Annotated in this window: 12 protein-coding genes and 4 pseudogenes; 7 read left to right on the top strand and 9 right to left on the bottom strand. The window is 70.4% G+C overall.

The features are described from left to right. Positions 1 to 613: pseudogene (locus AF1_RS35235) on the top strand (hypothetical protein); the annotation flags it as partial. Positions 614 to 652: 39 nt separating this feature from the next. Here the strand turns inward: AF1_RS35235 and rho are convergent. Further along, a pseudogene (gene rho, locus AF1_RS19450) lies at positions 653 to 1804 on the bottom strand (transcription termination factor Rho); the annotation flags it as partial. A gap of 576 nt (positions 1805 to 2380) precedes the next feature. Between rho and AF1_RS19445 the strand changes: the two are divergent. Further along, complete coding sequence (locus AF1_RS19445) at positions 2381 to 3154, top strand: enoyl-CoA hydratase/isomerase family protein (RefSeq protein ID WP_067800940.1); 774 nt, start codon at positions 2381 to 2383, stop codon at positions 3152 to 3154. 103 nt (positions 3155 to 3257) lie between these two features. Next, positions 3258 to 3926: a DUF4232 domain-containing protein gene (locus tag AF1_RS19440; RefSeq protein WP_067800936.1), complete on the top strand. Its 669-nt coding sequence runs from the start codon at positions 3258 to 3260 to the stop codon at positions 3924 to 3926. A gap of 4 nt (positions 3927 to 3930) precedes the next feature. On the opposite strand, the gene AF1_RS19435 is transcribed toward AF1_RS19440, so the two are convergent. The 6 genes from AF1_RS19435 to AF1_RS19410 form a co-directional block, all read right to left on the bottom strand. Next, positions 3931 to 4575 (bottom strand): response regulator, encoded by a 645-nt coding sequence (locus AF1_RS19435; protein WP_067800933.1) that lies wholly within the window; start codon positions 4573 to 4575, stop codon positions 3931 to 3933. Further along, a complete protein-coding gene (locus tag AF1_RS19430) occupies positions 4539 to 5837 on the bottom strand; it encodes a sensor histidine kinase (protein ID WP_242608980.1) in 1299 nt (432 codons plus the stop codon). The genes AF1_RS19435 and AF1_RS19430 overlap by 37 nt, the downstream gene beginning before the upstream one ends. 159 nt (positions 5838 to 5996) lie before the next feature. Next, a complete protein-coding gene (locus AF1_RS19425; protein ID WP_067800926.1) occupies positions 5997 to 6833 on the bottom strand; it encodes a polysaccharide deacetylase family protein in 837 nt (278 codons plus the stop codon). A gap of 473 nt (positions 6834 to 7306) precedes the next feature. Beyond that, the gene (locus AF1_RS19420; RefSeq protein ID WP_084263119.1) at positions 7307 to 8176 is read right to left on the bottom strand and encodes a helix-turn-helix transcriptional regulator; all 870 of its coding nucleotides are present in this window, start codon (positions 8174 to 8176) and stop codon (positions 7307 to 7309) included. A 54-nt stretch (positions 8177 to 8230) separates the two neighbouring features. After that, entirely contained in the window at positions 8231 to 9874 is a 1644-nt protein-coding gene (locus AF1_RS19415; RefSeq protein ID WP_067800922.1) for an AMP-binding protein, read from the bottom strand. Next, positions 9871 to 11553, bottom strand: a complete 1683-nt coding sequence (locus tag AF1_RS19410) for an AMP-binding protein (RefSeq protein ID WP_067800919.1) — start codon at positions 11551 to 11553, stop codon at positions 9871 to 9873. The genes AF1_RS19415 and AF1_RS19410 overlap by 4 nt, the downstream gene beginning before the upstream one ends. A 372-nt stretch (positions 11554 to 11925) precedes the next feature. Between AF1_RS19410 and AF1_RS19405 the strand changes: the two genes are divergently transcribed. The 4 genes and pseudogenes from AF1_RS19405 to AF1_RS36475 form a co-directional block, all read left to right on the top strand. Continuing rightward, the gene (locus AF1_RS19405) at positions 11926 to 12438 is read left to right on the top strand and encodes a DUF6232 family protein (RefSeq protein ID WP_207394173.1); all 513 of its coding nucleotides are present in this window, start codon (positions 11926 to 11928) and stop codon (positions 12436 to 12438) included. Then, the gene (locus AF1_RS19400) at positions 12438 to 12764 is read left to right on the top strand and encodes a hypothetical protein (RefSeq protein ID WP_131732903.1); all 327 of its coding nucleotides are present in this window, start codon (positions 12438 to 12440) and stop codon (positions 12762 to 12764) included. Before AF1_RS19405 ends, AF1_RS19400 begins: the two co-directional genes overlap by 1 nt. Positions 12765 to 12917: 153 nt before the next feature. Next, positions 12918 to 13046 (top strand): annotated as a pseudogene (locus tag AF1_RS36480) (IS5/IS1182 family transposase); the annotation flags it as partial. 155 nt (positions 13047 to 13201) lie between these two features. Further along, positions 13202 to 13372, top strand: a pseudogene (locus AF1_RS36475) (IS701 family transposase); the annotation flags it as partial. Positions 13373 to 13517: 145 nt separating this feature from the next. Here the strand turns inward: AF1_RS36475 and AF1_RS19390 are convergent. Then, on the bottom strand, positions 13518 to 14024 hold the full coding sequence (locus AF1_RS19390) for an antibiotic biosynthesis monooxygenase (protein ID WP_084263118.1): 507 nt from the start codon (positions 14022 to 14024) through the stop codon (positions 13518 to 13520). Between the two features lie 56 nt (positions 14025 to 14080). Beyond that, a complete protein-coding gene (locus tag AF1_RS19385) occupies positions 14081 to 14524 on the bottom strand; it encodes a winged helix-turn-helix transcriptional regulator (RefSeq protein ID WP_067800913.1) in 444 nt (147 codons plus the stop codon). Between the last annotated feature and the right edge of the window lie 58 nt (positions 14525 to 14582).

The raw sequence follows: 14582 nt of genomic DNA, 5'->3' as shown, positions 1-14582 counted from the left end.
GTGGACGCCCCGCGCCCTGGCGGCGCGCTGCCGGTGGCCGCTGCGCCGGCGCCGGCTCCGGCCCGGCGCCGTCGTCGGCGTCGTGCTGCTCGCCGCGCTCGCCGCCGGTGCGGGCACCTGGGCGGCCCGCTGGACGTCGATCGGCAAGAGCGACGCGGTCGTGCTGCGTCCGGCGGCGGGCGTCACGGTGAAGACGACGAGGTACCGCGAGGCGGGCGCCTACTCGGTGCGCGTGCCGGCGGGCTGGCAGGCCGAGCGGAGCGGCTCCGTCATGACGTGGAAGGACACCGGTGCGGGACTCGGCCTGCGCATCTCCCCGGCACCGGGCGACCCGCTCACGGGGTTGCGCGCCGAGGAGCGCGGGGCGGTCGCCGAGCACCGCTATCCGGGGTATCGGCGGTTGCGGCTCGAACCCGTCCCGGAGGTCATCGCGGGGGCCGCCGAGTGGGAGTTCACCTGGCGGGAGCGCGGCCACGGCGGCGTCCGGCACGGGCTGTGCGGCCGGGCGGCCGGGTACGAGTTCTGCTTCTACGCGCCCGATTCCGGCTGGACACCGGGCCAGCGCCTCTACGACAAGATCGTCAAGTCGTTCAGGCCGGAAACGGCCGAATGATCGGGGGGCGGCCTCCGGGATGACTCGCGATCCGAACGGCTAGGTCGTCTGCCGGAGGCGGAGCAGGAACTCGGCGTTGGACGAGGTGCCCTTCATCTTCTCCAGGAGCTGCTCGACGGCCTGCTGCTTCTCCAGACCCTGGAGTGCGCGGCGGAGGCGCCAGGAGAGGGCGAGTTCCTCGGGGGACATGAGCAGTTCGTCGCGGCGCGTCCCGGACGCCTCGATGTCGACGGCGGGGAAGACGCGGCGGTCGGCGAGGCTCCGGTCGAGCTTCAGCTCCATGTTGCCGGTGCCCTTGTACTCCTCGAAGAAGACGTCGTCCATCCGGGAGCCGGTCTCCACCAGCGCGGTCGCGAGGATCGTCAGCGAGCCGCCGTTCTCGATGTTGCGGGCGGCGCCGAAGAACTTCTTCGGCGGGTAGATCGCGGTCGTGGCGACCCCGCCCGCGAGGATGCGGCTGCTGGAGGGCGCCGCGAGGTTGTAGGCGCGGCCGAGCCGGGTGATCGAGTCGAGCAGCATGACGACGTCGTGGCCCTGCTCGACGAGCCGCTTGGCGCGCTCGACGGCGAGTTCGGCGAGCGCGGTGTGGTCCTGCGCGGGACGGTCGAACGTCGAGTGGATCACCTCGCCGCGCACGGACCGCTGCAGGTCGGTGACCTCCTCCGGCCGCTCGTCGATGAGCACGACCATGAGGTGGACCTCGGGGTTGTTCTGCGCGATCGCGCCCGCGAGGGCCTGCAGGACCATCGTCTTGCCGACCTTCGGCGGCGACACGATGAGCCCGCGCTGGCCCTTGCCGATCGGCGCGACCAGGTCGATGACGCGGGTGGCGAGCGGGCCGGTGTCGAGGCGGAGCCGCTCGTCCGGGAACAGCGGGGTGAGCTTGCCGAACTCGGGGCGGTTCGCCGCCTGCGCGGGCGGCAGCCCGTTCACCGCCTCCAGGTGGGCGAGGGAGGGGAACTTCTCCCGGCCCGACTTGGGCGCCTTCGCGGTGCCCGCGACGACGTCGCCGTGCCGCAGGTGGTGCGCCCTGACCTGGGTGAGGGAGACGTGCACGTCGTCCGGCCCGGGGAGGTAGCCGGAGGTGCGGACGAACGCGTGCTTGTCCTGGACGGCGAGGATGCCGTGGAACGGGACGGTCGGCGTCTCGTCGGCGGGACGCCGGGTCTGCTGCCGGCCGGCCTTGCGCCCGCTCTGCGCGGACACGGTGTGCGCCTGTGTCTTGCGGGCGGTGGCAGGGGGTTCGGATGTGAGGGTGGAAGTGGACATGTGGGCCCCTTCTCAGGCCGGCGCGGAACGGTCCGCGCCGCCTGGGGTCGATTCCCGGGTACGGCGGCGGACTCCGCGGCGCGTACGCGAGAGGAATGCGAGGAATTCAGCTCGGTTCACCGGGCTGACGGCGGCTCCCTTGTGCGGCGGCCCGGACGCCGACCTGCGCGTACCGGACCGGGAAGATCACCGGGCGCTCAGATGGCCCGGGCGGGGAAGAAACAACTTCGGTGCGAGTCGCGGAACCGAAGCCGCTGCTTTGACAGTACAGCACTCGGCGCCGGTTTCGCATTCCCCGATCGGCGGTGATTGCTTTCATGCAGGTCGATCCCCCCGTGACGGCGTGACGCGGCGCGGCGTCCCCCGGCCGCGCCGCCGTCCGATCGTTCGGTATGACTCTCCGGCGGGCGCCGGGGTTCCGATCGGATCGGGTGCCCCCGGAACCGCCGGGCGGAATCGGCTCCGTACGATGAGCCGCGTCAGGGCAGAGGGAGGACCATGGACACCGGGCTCCACTTCGAGGTGGCCGGGGGTGTCGGGACGATCACGATCGACCGGCCGGCCAAGCGGAACGCCATGTCGGCGGACATGTGGCGGGCGCTCCCCGGCATCCTGGACGCCCTCGCCGGCGACCCGTCCGTCCGGGTGGTGGTGCTGACGGGCGCGGGCGGGAACTTCTGCGCGGGCGCCGACATCGCCGAGCTCGGCGACATCCACCGCGACGACGACTCGCACCTGTCGACGGTCGCCGAGCGGGCGCTCGCCGCGTTCCCCAAGCCGGTGCTCGCCGCGATCGAGGGCTACTGCGTGGGCGGCGGCTGCCAGCTCGCGGCGGCCTGCGACCTGCGGTTCGCCACCGAGGACGCCCGGTTCGGGATCACCCCGGCCAAGCTCGGCATCGTGTATCCGGCCGCCGCGACGACGCGGCTCGTTCGGCTGGTGGGCCCGGCCGCCGCGAAGTACCTGCTGTTCTCGGCGGACCTGATCGGCGCCGGGCACGCGCTGCGGATCGGGCTGCTGGACGAGGTCGTCCCGTCCGGCGGCCTGCGCGACCGGGTCGCCGCGTTCACCGCGACCCTCGCGTCCCGCTCGCTGCTCACCCAGCAGGCGACCAAGGACATCGTGGACGCCATCGCCGCCGCCGGCCCGGTTCAGGAGAAGACCGCCCGGTGGTTCGCGGAGGTCGCCGCGAGCGGCGAGGTCGAGGAGGGCGTCGCCGCGTTCCTCGAACGCCGCCCACCCGCCTTCACCTGGACGTCCGCCACGCGCTGACGCCGGATCTCACGCGCGAAATATCGTGAAAATCTCTCGAACTCCTCCGACATATCGGTCATCTCATCCAGCGATCAGGAAAGATTGCAAAGGGGTTCGAACCATGACGCAGGGTGCAAACCGTCGATCGCTGCTCGCGCTGGCCGGGGCGGGCCTCGCGCTCGCGCTCTCCGTCACCGGCTGCCGTGTCAGCGCCCACGTGGGCGGCACGGGGCCGACGTCCGGTTCGAGCACCGGCACGGGCACAGACACAGACACAGGCACGGGCAGCGGCACGGGGACGGGGACGGGCAGCGGCACCTCGCCGAGCACGCCCCCCACCGCGCAGGCGCCGGTCGCGGCCGTGGCGAAATGCACGGCGGCGCAGTTGCGGGCGGAGATGCAGGAGCAGCAGTCCGACTCCGAGGAGAAGGTGCTCGCGACCCTGATGCTCACCAACAAGTCGGGGCAGACCTGCCTGATCCCGGCGGGCTGGGCGCCGTTGGGGCTCGGCGGCGCCGGCGGCGCGTACTACAGCGCGGTGCAGGGCGAGCGCGAGAACTACCCGGGCCCCGGTGTGAACATCACCCTGCGCCCCGGCCGGACGGCCTTCGCCGGGCTCAGGTGGGGGACGAGCCCCGACTGCCCGAGCGCGGGCGGCTGGGCGGTCTCCTGGCAGGGAAGCTGGCTGTTCATCGACGCCACCTGGCAGAACGGCCCGCGCGACATGTGCCCCGGCACCCTCTCCCAGGGCACCCTCCAGCCCACCATGAACGGCGTCAACTACAGCTGACCGGTCACCGGTTCAGATAGGCGAGGACGGCGCGGACGCGGCGGTTGTCGTCCCCGGTCACCGGCAGGTCGAGCTTGGTGAAGATGTTGGCGGTGTGCTTGGTGACGGCCCGTTCGGTGACGACGAGCCGCTCCGCGATCGCCGCGTTGGACCGTCCCTGCGCCATCAGCTCCAGGACCTCGGTCTCGCGCGGGGTGAGGCGGCTCAGCGGGGTGTCGCGGGTGCTGCCGGCGACGAGCCGGGAGATGACCTCCGGGTCCATCGCGGTGCCGCCGCCGGCGACGCGGCGCACCGCGTCCACGAACTGGGCCGCGTCGAACACCCGGTCCTTCAGCAGGTAGCCGATGGCTCCGGCGCCGTCCGCGAGCAGTTCCCGCGCGTACAGCTGCTCGACGTACTGGGACAGCACGAGCACGGGCAGGCCGGGGACCCGGCGGCGCGCCTCCAGCGCCGCCTGCAGCCCCTCGTCGGTGAAGGACGGGGGCAGCCGCACGTCGACCACCGCCACGTCCGGGCGGTGGTCGAGCAGTGCCTTCAGCAGCGAGGGGCCGTTGTCGACGGCCGCCGCGATCTCGAAGCCGTGCGTCTCCAGCAGGCTGACGAGCCCCTCTCTCAGGAGGGCGAGATCTTCGGCGAGGACAACGCGCACGGCAGCTCCAAGGTCACGATCGTCGGGCCGCCCATCGGCGAGCTGAGGGCGAGCACGCCGTCGAATGTACCGATCCGGCGTTCGATGCCGCGCAGGCCCGTGCCGCCGTCGAGGGTGGCGCCGCCGTGCCCGTCGTCGGTGACCGTGATGCGCAGCATCCCGTTCTCGTGCCGCATGTCGATCCAGACGCGGGACGCGCCGGAGTGCTTGGCGGTGTTGGTGAGGATCTCCGACACCGCGAAGTAGGCCGCGGACTCGACCGGCGCGCTCGCCCGTCCCGGCAGGTCGCCGGTGACCTCGACCCGCATCGGGTGGTCGAGCGCCAGCGCCTTCACCGCGTCGCCGAGCCCGCGGTCGGCGAGCACCGGCGGGTGGATGCCGCGGACCAGGTCGCGCAGCTCGTGCAGCGCCTTCGCCGACGACGCGCGGGTCTCGGCGAGCAGCAGCCGCGCCTTCTGCGGGTCCTTGTCGAGCAGGTGCTCGATCGCGCCGAGGGTCATGCCCATCGCGACGAGCCGGGCCTGCGCGCCGTCGTGCAGATCGCGCTCGATGCGGCGCAGCTCGGCGGCGGAGGTGTCCACGGCGTCCGACCGGGTCTCGGTGAGGTGCTGGACGCGCAGCGCGAGCTGCGACTTCTTCGTCGGGCCGAGAAGCATGCGGCCCCAGTGCCCGTACACGGTCATCATCTTCGGGCCGATCGCGTACCCGGCCACGATGCTGAGGGTCGCGACGACCAGGGTGGAGACGACGCGTCCGGTGTCGCGGCCGTACCCCTCCGTGATGGGGATGTAGGCGTACCAGTCGCTGCCGCCGTAGTGGCCGATCAGGTCGCCGGCGAACGCCGCGAGGACGTACCCCCACAGCCCGTTCAGGATCAGCAGCCCGGGCAGCGCCGCCGTGAAGATCGCAACGACCGGGTCGACGACGACCCACAGGTAGTCCCGCCATGTCGCCGGGTCGCAGACCAGCGCGATGAACCGCTTGAAGAAGCCGTTCAGGCCCGGCTCGGGCGCCGGCTCGGGCAGGTACGGCCGCTGGACGGTGATGTCGGTCCACCGGCCGATGCGGTCGCGGTAGGCGTCGAGCCGGTCGCGCAGCAGCATGGTCGCGGACGGGAACAGCAGCACCCCGACGAAGCTGGTGATCATCGAGACGACCGTGATGAACCACAGCCCGACGAGCGTCGCGGGGACGCTCAGCATCCAGAGCGCCAGCCCGCGCCAGGGCGTCCTGGCGTACCGCTGCAGCCGGGTCTCTTCCACCGATCCACCGTTCACTGGGTCCTCCACGGGTCGCCTGCCACCTGGAGTCCAGTCTTCTGGCGTGCGCCCACGAGCACAGTGTGCCCGCACCCCGAGCCGGGGGTGTAGTTACGTCCACCCCTGGGACGCCGGAGGAGCCGGGCGTCTCGATCGGGAGGGTCAGAGGGCGACGAAGGTCAGGCCGCGCTTCTTCATCTTCGGGATGACCGTTTCCAGTGCCCTGAGGGTCTGGGAGCGGTCGCCGCCGCCGTCGTGGCACAGGAGGATGTTGTTCTCCTTGCCCTTCAGCAGGGCGCGGCGGATGCGGCCCACGCCGGGGCGGGCCCAGTCGCGCGGGTCGACGGCCCAGTCGATCGGCAGCATGCCGTGCTCGGCGACCAGGTCCAGGACGGTCTTCGACCATGCGCCGCCGGGGGAGCGGAAGAACTGCGGGACGATGCCGGTGACGTCCGCGATCCGGTCGTGCGCCTGGACGATCTCCCGGCGGACGCGCTTCCTCGGCAGGCCCCCGATGGAGATCGGGTGGGTCTCGGTGTGGTTGCAGATCTGGTGGCCGGAGTCGGCGATGCGGCGGGTGAGCTTCGGATACTCCTTCACCTGCTCGCCGATGATGAAGAACGTCGCGTGGACCTCGTGCTCGGCCAGCAGGTCGAGTATCCGCGGGGTCCACATCGGGCTCGGGCCGTCGTCGATGGTCAGCGCGATCGACTTCGGCGGGGGCGGCGGCGACAGCTCCGACAGTTCCCGGATGGGCTCGCCCGCCGCGGTGAGCTTCGCGGCCGTCCACGAGGCGGGACGGGGAGTCGGGGTCGGCGTCGGGGTCGGCGTCGGATGGATCACCGGACGCGCCCGCGGCGTCGTCGTCGGCGCGGCCACGGCGGTGGAGCCGCCCGACGGGCGCGCGGCGTCCGCGCCGAGCGCGGTCAGGCCGGCCGCGGCACCCAGCAACCAGAGCGCTTTGCGGCGGGACGTCCCACCTGCCTCCTCAACCTCCACAAGCCCCACGCTATCGGGCTTTCAACGGGGGAGGAGAGCGATATTGGATCACAATCGGGCCTAGCGGTGGCCGATGAGTGCCATGCCACACGGGAGGCCGGGCATGAACATCGGTGCCAAGGCGGTGGACGCGCTCGGGAGCGAGGTCCTCGACCGTCGGTTCAAGGCGGTCCCCGCGTGCCCAAAAGCTACTGACGAGTTGAGGTATTTGAACGAAATCCTTTTACTCCGGTCATCGCCGGCCAGGGTGTTACGGTTTCCGGGCACATCGGGGGCGGACGTCTCCGCCGGAAACGCGGCGCGGGACGGCCGTGCGATCACGGCCCGGCGCAGCCGGCGTGCGGTGACCGATCCTTCAGGCAGTGCGCCGCGGGGGCCGATCTGCTCTGGAGGACGCGCCCCACGGCGCTGACCCCGTCGCCGGGTCCGATCGTCGGAAGACCGCGCGGCCCCGCGGTTTCCCACGGCCGGGCTCAGGGCAGCAGGCCGGCGCGGCGGGCGGCGGTCACGGCCTCCAGGCGGGTGTGGCTGTCGAGCTTGCGCATCGCCGAGCGCAGGTAGCTCTTCACCGTCTCGGGCAGCAGGCCCAGGCGTTCGGCGGCCTCCGCGTTCGTGCAGCCGATCGCCACATAGGACAGCACGTCCAGCTCACGGGGGGACAGGGCGGGACGCGGGGCGTCGCCCGGTTCGTCCAGCCCGGCGGCGGCCAGGCGCAGCGACGCGCGGCGCAGCCGGTCGCGGGTCGGCAGGTCGGCGACCTCCTCGGCCAGCGCCCGCAGTTCGGCGTGCACGGCCCGCACCTCCTCCCAGCGCGCGGCCGACGTGCCGGGCCGCGTCCGGGCGAGCGCCTCGTCCGCCCGCTCCCGGACGGCGAGGTCCTGCTCAAGGTCGCGGGCCACCTGGACGGCCGCCCCCACCACGCGGTCGGCGAGGCTCAGGGGTTCCCGCAGCGCGCCGTACAGGACGCCGCGCACCCGCCGCCGGACCACGATCGGGACGGCGACGATCGACAGCAGCCCCTCACGCCCGACCGGTTTGTCGTAGTCGTGGCTGATCGACGATGAACACGGATAGTTGCTCACCCATGCGGGACGCCCCATGGCCATCGCCTTGCCGCCGAGCCCGTTGCCCTGCCGCACGACCAGCCCGTTCAGGGCGTCGGTCATGGTGCCGACGAGTTCGGTGATGCGCAACCTGTCCTGGCCGCTCAGCGCGCCCCCGAACACCACGGGCAGCCCGGTCGTGCGGTGCAGCGCCAGCACCGCCGACCGGACGGCCCCCACGTCGTCGCGCGCCGCTGCGGGGGGACGTGCCCCGACGCCCCCGGGCGAATGCGCATCCATGCCCCGAGCATGCCTTGCCCAGGCCCGATCACGGAAGGTCACGAGCCGGAAAACTCACGCGTGCTTCGTGGCGGCGGCGTCCCCAAGGCCCAGGATGTCGACCGCCTCGGTGCGCATCTGCACCTTGCGGATCTTTCCGGTGACCGTCATCGGGAACTCGTCCACCACGTGCACGTAGCGCGGGATCTTGTAGTGGGCGAGCCTGCCCTCGCAGAACGCGCGCAACTCCGCGGCGGTCAGGCCCGCCGCGCCCTCGCGCAGCCGCACCCACGCCATCAGCTCCTCCCCGTACTTCTCGTCCGGGACGCCGATGACCTGCGCGTCCACGATGTCGGGATGGGTGTAGAGGAACTCCTCGATCTCGCGCGGGTAGATGTTCTCGCCGCCCCGGATCACCATGTCCTTGATCCGGCCGGTGATGTTGACGTAGCCGCCGGCGTCCATCACCGCGAGGTCGCCGGTGTGCATCCAGCGGGCGGCGTCGATGGCCTCGGCCGTCCTGTCCGGCTCGTCCCAGTAGCCGAGCATCACCGAGTAGCCGCGGGTGCAGAACTCGCCGGGCGTGCCGCGCGGGACCGTCACCCCGGTCTCCGGGTCGATGATCTTGATCTCCAGATGCGGCAGGACGGTTCCGACCGTGGACACCCGCCGGTCGAGCGAGTCGCCCGCCCGGGTCTGGGTCGACACGGGCGACGTCTCCGTCATGCCGTAGCAGATCGCGACCTCGCTCATCCCGAGCCGGTCGATGACCTGCTTCATCACCTCCACCGGGCACGGCGACCCCGCCATGATCCCGGTGCGGAGGCCGGCCAGGTCCAGCTCGTCGGCCGACGGCTCGTTCAGCACGGCGATGAACATCGTCGGCACCCCGTACAGCGATGTGCAACGTTCCATCGCGACCGCCTCCAGCGTCGCCTTCGGGTCGAACGCCGGCGCCGGGATCACGACGCACGCGCCGTGGCTGGTCGCCGCGAGGTTCCCCATCACCATGCCGAAGCAGTGGTAGAAGGGCACCGGGACGCACACGCGGTCCTCTTCGCCGTAGCCGCACAGCTCACCGACGAAGTAGCCGTTGTTCAGGATGTTGTGGTGCGACAGCGTCGCGCCCTTGGGGAAGCCCGTCGTCCCGGACGTGTACTGGATGTTGATCGGGTCGTCGGCGGTCAGCGTCCGCGCGATGCCGGTGAGGACGGCGGGGTCGGCGGTGCGGCCCGACTCCAGCAGCGCGTCCCAGCCGGGGGTCCCGATGAGGACGACGTCCCGCAGCGCGGCGCACTTCGGCCGCACCTCCTCGATCATCGCCGCGTAGTCGGACGTCTTGAACGCCGGCGCCGCCACCAGCGTCCGGATGCCCGCCTGGTTGAGGACGAACTCCAGCTCATGCACCCGGTAGGCGGGGTTGATGTTGACCAGGATCGCGCCGAGCCTGGCCGTCGCGTACTGGACGAGCATCCACTCGGCGCAGTTCGGCGCCCAGATCCCGACCCGGTCGCCCTTGACCACACCGAGGTCGCGCAGGCCGAGCGCGACGGCCGCCACGTCCTCGGCGAACCGCCCGTACGTCCAGCGGCGGCCCGTGGCCCGGTCGACCAGCGCGTCCCGCTCCGGGAACGCGGCGACCGTCCTGTCGAGGTTCGCGCCGATGGTGTCGCCGAGCAGCGGCGTGCTCGAAACGCCCGAGGCGTAGGAGAGCGTCATCGCAGGTCCTCCTCGCGGAACTCGCCTTCCGGGCGGTCGCTCGTACCGGGGTGTTTGTCGATCTCGCTGGTGCGCAGCTCGACCCGGCGGATCTTTCCGGAGATCGTCTTCGGCAGCTCGGCGAACTCCAGCAGCCGGATCCGCTTGTACGGGGACAGCTGCGCCCGGCTGTGCGCGAAGATCGCCTTCGCGGTCTCGGCGGTCGGTTCCCAGCCGTTCGCGAGCGTCACGTACGCCTTCGGGACGGCGAGCCGCACCGGGTCGGGGGACGGCACCACGGCGGCCTCCGCGACCGCCGGGTGCTCGATCAGCACGCTCTCCAGCTCGAACGGCGAGATCTTGTAGTCGGACGCCTTGAACACGTCATCGGCACGTCCGACATAGGTGATGTACCCGTCCGCGTCGCGGGAGCCGATGTCGCCGGTGTGGTAGTGGCCGCCGGCCATCGCCTCGGCCGTGCGCTCCTCGTCGCCGTGGTAGCCGGCCATCAGCCCGAGCGGAGGGTCTTCGAGGTCGAGGCAGATCTCGCCCTCGTCCGCGGGTTCCCCGGTCACCGGGTCGATCAGCACGACCTTGTAACCCGGCACCGGACGTCCCATCGACCCCGGCTTGACCGGCTGGCCCGGCGTGTTGGCGATCTGGACGGTCGTCTCGGTCTGCCCGAACCCGTCGCGGATCGTCCGGCCCCAGGCGTCCCGGACCCGCTCGATCACCTCGGGGTTCAGCGGCTCACCGGCCGCGACGACCTCGCGCGGCGGCGTGCCGAGCCGGCCGAGATCGGCCTGGATCAGCATCCGCCACACGGTCGGCGGCGCGCAGAAGCTCGTCACGCCGCACCGGTCCAGGGTGTCGAGCAGCCGGTCGGCGTCGAACCGCGTGTAGTTGAAGATGAACACGCACGCCTCGGCGTCCCACGGCGCGAAGACGTTGCTCCACGCGTGCTTCGCCCAGCCCGGCGACGAGATGTTCAGGTGGACGTCCCCGGGCCGCAGCCCGATCCAGTACATCGTGGACAGGTGCCCGGCCGGGTAGGACGCGTGCGTGTGCTCGACCAGCTTCGGCTGCGCCGTCGTCCCGGACGTGAAGTAGAGCAGCAGTGTGTCCCGCGACATCGTCAGCCCGTACGGGGTGAACGCCTCGGCCTCCTGGTAGGCGTCGGCGTAGCGCAGCCAGCCGTCGACCGGGTCGCCCACGGCGATCTTGGTGTACTCGCCCTCGACCCCGTCGAACTTCCCGGTGTCGGACGAACCGACCACCACGTGCCGGGCCTTGCCGCGCGTCAGCCGGTCCTGCAGATCGGCCGTGCCCAGCAGCGGCGTGCACGGGATCATGATGGCGCCGAGCTTCATCGCCGCCAGCACGGTCTCCCAGAGCTCCACCTGGTTGCCGAGCATCAGGATGATCCGGTCGCCGCGCCGCACGCCCGCCCGGCGCAGCATGTTCGCGACCTGGTTCGACCGCCGCGCGAGCAGCGCGAACGAGTACCTGGCCTCCGAGCCGTCCTCCTCGACGATCCACAGCGCGGGCGAGTCGTTGCCCTCGGCGATCTTGTCGAACCAGTCCAGCGCCCAGTTGAAACCGGTCAGCACCGGCCAGCGGAACTTCTCGTACGCGGTCGCGTAGTCGTCGCGATGCGCGAGCAGGAAGTCGCGCGCCGCGCGGAACTCGACTGCGGGCATGGTCTCTCCTCGTAGCCGCACGGGCATCACGGTCACAAGGATCGTTGGCCATCCGAGTGACCTGCGCCACCCCCGAACGGGGGTAGTCGGGTCGTTCTACCCGCCGCAGCGAACGGCGACGCAGTAATCGCGCCATGTGCCGGCACCTCTCGCTTGTAACGGACAAATAAGTCATAAACCAAGAAATGGGACATCTGTGCCGTGTGGCGACGTCGATACTGCAATCAAGGTCATGTCGAAACCCTTGAACGAGGAGACCGAAAGGGTTCAGATTTTGAGATCATGGAAAATTGTAGGAAATCTCCGCTGATTGATTCGCTGGCTGCCTATGCTGGGTATCGTCGAGAGTGGCTACGAGTCAGAGGGCGCATCGTGGGGATCGAACACGCGGCGGTTCAGGTACGAGTCGGGCAAGGGGTGCTGTGGATTGACGACGAGGCATATCCGCTGCGCAACATCAGCCATGTGGGGCAACGCGCGCTGGAAGTCGACAAAGGTGCCGCTTGGAGAAAATTCATCAAGCGCGTCCTGCTCGGCGTGATCTTCGGTGTAATCGTGGCGCTCGGATCCAAAGCGGTCGGGATACTGATCGTGCTCGTCGTGGTGGCAGTGTCCATCTGGCGCCTTACGTCGACCATCGGCATACCGCCGGTATACGGGTTGGTCCTCAACACCGCAGGCACGCAACGAGATGCGGTGTGGAGCACGCAGGCGAGTGAAATCAAGGCGCTTGTCCTCAAAGTCACCGAAGCGATCAGCCAGCCTGACTTGGCGCAGATGACCTTCAACGTCCAGCACGCGGTACAAGGTGACCTCATTCAGCAGTACGGTGACGGCAACATCGGCAAGGCGGAAACGCGCACCGGCAACGTTCGGGGGCGATGATGGGCGACCGCATCGAGCAACGCGGTGACGGCAACATCGGCAAGGCGGTAACCCGCACCGGAAACATCACGGCGGGAGGAACGCGCGGCGCAGGCTCGGAGTCGAGACAGTTCACAATCGATGACCTCCGGGTGGAGCTCGCAGAGCTGAAGCAGCACCTGGATGACAGTGATCGAGCGGAAATCGATGCCGCTGTTCATGAGATCGACTCGAGCCCTTCTGAGGAGCGCTTCAACTCGCTCCTGAAGAGGATCGCAGGGGTGGCGGCAGTGGCCGGAGAAGCTGGGGTGGCTGTGATTGCAGTCGTCAAGGAGCTGCTGACTTGATGACTGATCCCGCGTTGCCGATGTGATCGTGTCCGGCGGGGCGGTCAAGGCAGCCCGTGACCGCCCCGCCGCATCTACATCAACATCCCGGTCGGCGTCCTGGTCACCGCGATCGCGCTGGCCACCCTGCGCCCCGACACCCTGCGCCTCCCCGACCGGACGGTGTCCTGGCTGAGCGGCTGCCGCCGCCTGCACCGCCGCTACGAACGCAAGCCCGAACACTTCCTGGCCTTCGTCGGCATCGCCGCCACCCTCATCTGTCACCGCCGACTCGCCAAATGAGATGACGTCTAATACTCCAGCGGTAAGTTGTGATCTTGCTGGTGGGGTGCTGGAGCATGCAGACGGCCACCGCGTGATCATGGGTGTTTGTGAGGACGACCGAAGATCGCGTGGTGGCCGCTGGGCCCAGCGTAGACCCTGGCCGGTGGCAGACGATGTTGGAGGATCTGTTGGGCCGGGTGGCCTGCAGGTTCAGGCGGGTGGAGACCCGGCGGCGGTTCCGGGGCCTGCTGGAGGGGTTGCTGGCGGAGTTGCCGCGCAAGAACTGCTGGACGATCGCCGAGCACGCCGGGGACCGCGACCCGTATGGGATGCAGTATCTGCTGAGCACTGATTGCGCAGGTCATCGATCGGCCCCGACACCCCCAGCGGCAGGTGCGGCTCGATCAGTTCCCATTCCGTATCGGTCACATCACCACGCGTCATGTACCGGTGGTACAGCCCGCCCCCGCCCAGGTGTGAGCGAGTCACTCAATCGTGACTAGCAGCAACTGATCCGAACTTCCAACAGGCCCTAAACCCCCCGCTGCTGCGGAAGACCTCGCTCGGCCAGATCGCGACCCACTTCGGGTGGTCCGGGTCCATGTGCTCGAAGAGGGGACGCAGCAGCTCGTCCTTGAGGACGTTCGTGTAGAAGACCTCGGTCAGCCGCTCGAACGCCGCGCTCCCGCCCGCCCAGTCGTACATCGTCGGGACGGACGAGCCGGCGCCGCGCACGGGCGTCCGCTCGTAGTGCCGCATCTCCTCGATCCGCCGCACGTACGGCTTGATCTCGGCGAAGAACGCGGGAAAGTGCGCACCGCCGCGGAAGCCCCGCATGTGGTCATCGGCGGACGTCCAGCAGATGCGCAGGACGTAGGCCGAGGGCTCCTCGACGCAGCGGGACAGTTCGTAGTCCACGCACTGGGGCGCGGCGGCGAGCGGGACCGATGCCCGCGCGTAGGCGGCCTCGAACTCCTCCGCGTCCCGCGGATCGATGCGATATCCCGGTCACCCGCCGCCGGCCTGCCGTATCGCCGGCCTGGTCCGGCTCGTCACGCTGTGCGGGCGCCGCGGCCGGTGGGGTGTCCGCCTTCGCGGGCGGGCCGCCCGCAGTGGGCGCAGACCACTATCGGGTCGAGGTCCTCACCGCAGGTATGCACCCACCGGACGGGCGGGTCGCCGGGGTTGAGGTGCCGGTCGCCCCACTTCATCAGGACGGCCAGCACGTCGCTGAGCTCCCGTCCCTGGGGAGTCAGGTGGTACTCGTACCGGGCCGGGCGGGTGCTGTAGAGCTCCCGCCGGACGAGGCCCGCGTCCTCCAGCTTGCGCAGCCGGGTGGTGAGGATGTCGCGGGCCGCGCCGGTGTTGCGGACGATCCCGTCGAACCGCCGCACCCCGTAGAGCAGTTCCCGGACCACCAGCAGCGTCCACCGTTCCCCGACGATCTGGAGCGCGTCGGCGACCGAGCATTCACGTGGAGCGGCGCTCTTCTCCATGGCCTCATGATAGGCGGGTCAGTTGCGTTTTCCGATCCGCGCGCTCCGGGGCCGGGGC

This window comes from Actinomadura formosensis NBRC 14204 (assembly GCF_001552155.1).
Classification (GTDB): domain Bacteria; phylum Actinomycetota; class Actinomycetes; order Streptosporangiales; family Streptosporangiaceae; genus Spirillospora; species Spirillospora formosensis.
This window is presented reverse-complemented; position numbering and strand designations above follow the sequence as displayed.

Coding starts and splice junctions, on each gene's coding strand:
- AF1_RS19445 (WP_067800940.1), top strand. CDS start 2,381: ATGGACACCGGGCTCCACTTCGAGGTGGCCGGGGGTGTCGGGACGATC.
- AF1_RS19440 (WP_067800936.1), top strand. CDS start 3,258: ATGACGCAGGGTGCAAACCGTCGATCGCTGCTCGCGCTGGCCGGGGCG.
- AF1_RS19420 (WP_084263119.1), bottom strand. CDS start 8,176: ATGGATGCGCATTCGCCCGGGGGCGTCGGGGCACGTCCCCCCGCAGCG.
- AF1_RS19415 (WP_067800922.1), bottom strand. CDS start 9,874: ATGACGCTCTCCTACGCCTCGGGCGTTTCGAGCACGCCGCTGCTCGGC.
- AF1_RS19410 (WP_067800919.1), bottom strand. CDS start 11,553: ATGCCCGCAGTCGAGTTCCGCGCGGCGCGCGACTTCCTGCTCGCGCAT.
- AF1_RS19400 (WP_131732903.1), top strand. CDS start 12,438: ATGGGCGACCGCATCGAGCAACGCGGTGACGGCAACATCGGCAAGGCG.
- AF1_RS19385 (WP_067800913.1), bottom strand. CDS start 14,524: ATGGAGAAGAGCGCCGCTCCACGTGAATGCTCGGTCGCCGACGCGCTC.